Below are 1383 nucleotides of genomic sequence, written 5' to 3'. Positions count from 1 at the left end.
AGAGTGAATTTTACGCCTAGTTAAGCCTTGCCACTAATGAAAAAAAACAAACCGTTAATTTCCATATTGGAAATAAGCTATCCCTAAATTAGGGGTTACCTCACAATCTAGCTGCGATTCGCCGTCGATAGCATCACACCAGCACTGATAAACACCCCACCCGTTAAACGATTGAACAACTTAGCTCGTCCTGCTTCAAATAACCAATTGGATGTTTTCACCCCTAATAAGGCGTAAAAGGTTAACCAGCTCAATTCGAATACTACGAAAGTACCCGCGAAAATCGCATATTGGGTCAGCAGCGAAGCGGTTGGGTCAATGAATTGTGGGAATAGTGCCGTAAAGAAAATAATGGCTTTCGGATTACTGGAACCAACGATAAAACCACTGGTATAGGCGCTGACGTGGCTGGTTGACACCTGTGCAGAGTCGGACTTCGCAAAATCGTTTTGTTTTGATCGAAATGCTTGAATGCCTAACCAAATCAAATATGCCGCACCACACCATTTGATGATGTTAAACACGAACTCAGAAGACGCAATCACAACGCCTAAACCGGTAAAAGAAAGGGTAAGAATGATGGTAATCGCGCTTAAACTGCCTAGAGCCGTCGTCAGTGCGAGACGGAAGCCGCTGCTGACGCCTTTACTTAAGCAAAGTAGAGAACTTGGCCCAGGAGAGGCTGTGAGAACGAGTATCGCGAGAGTGTAGTAAATCCAAGTATCGAGTTGCATTGGCGCTCCTTTCCAATCATGGTTTGATGCCACATATTAAGCCTTAAGCTAAGTGATGTAGCATCGACGCTTCTATCCTTGAAACGTATTTTTGAGGCAAATACGCAACCAAAATTGCGCATTAATTATGCAACCAAAATACTCGCTATATGCAATAGTGTAAAGAAAATAGTCAGTAATGATTCAAGCTAAGCACCGATTTAGTCATAGAACGGTTTTGGATCGATTTCTAAAGATGAAGGCGCTATCGCTCTTTCAATTTTGTGCGTACTTGTTTTTAAATCCACCATCGCGACATCAATGTATCGTTTGTACTTACGGGAGTAGAAACATTTCACTTCTGGCTTTAACGCTTGAGATGGATTCGAAGACCACACAATACCCACTCTGCCATCACTGAGTTCCACGATAGAACCTACTGGATACACACCAATGCAGTTAATGAACTTGTAAACCAGATCATGGTCGAGATGGAAAGGCGTTAGACTGAGCAAAATCTTAAATGCTTCTGCTGAGCTCATGCCTTTTTTGTAGCAACGATCAGCGGTGAGTGCATCATATATATCGACGATACAACTCATGCGACCATGAATCGGAATCTCGTCGTCCGATAGTCCGCGCGGATACCCTGTTCCATCAAGCTTTTCAT

General features: G+C 43.2%; 2 protein-coding genes. Both read right to left on the bottom strand.

Features of this window, described 5'->3' with window-relative positions; all coding sequences use genetic code 11:
- Positions 1–107 precede the first annotated feature (107 nt).
- Positions 108–734 (bottom strand): LysE family translocator, encoded by a 627-nt coding sequence (locus tag R7P67_RS24390; protein ID WP_005480654.1) that lies wholly within the window; start codon positions 732–734, stop codon positions 108–110.
- 200 nt (positions 735–934) lie between these two features.
- On the bottom strand, positions 935–1383 hold a 449-nt coding region (locus R7P67_RS24385), incomplete at its 5' end, for an HD-GYP domain-containing protein (RefSeq protein WP_318086258.1).

It is taken from the genome of Vibrio sp. Vb0937, from assembly GCF_033338855.1.
This window is presented reverse-complemented; position numbering and strand designations above follow the sequence as displayed.

Excerpts from the sequence above, each read along its gene's own strand:
- R7P67_RS24390 (WP_005480654.1), bottom strand. The coding sequence starts at position 734 with ATGCAACTCGATACTTGGATTTACTACACTCTCGCGATACTCGTTCTC.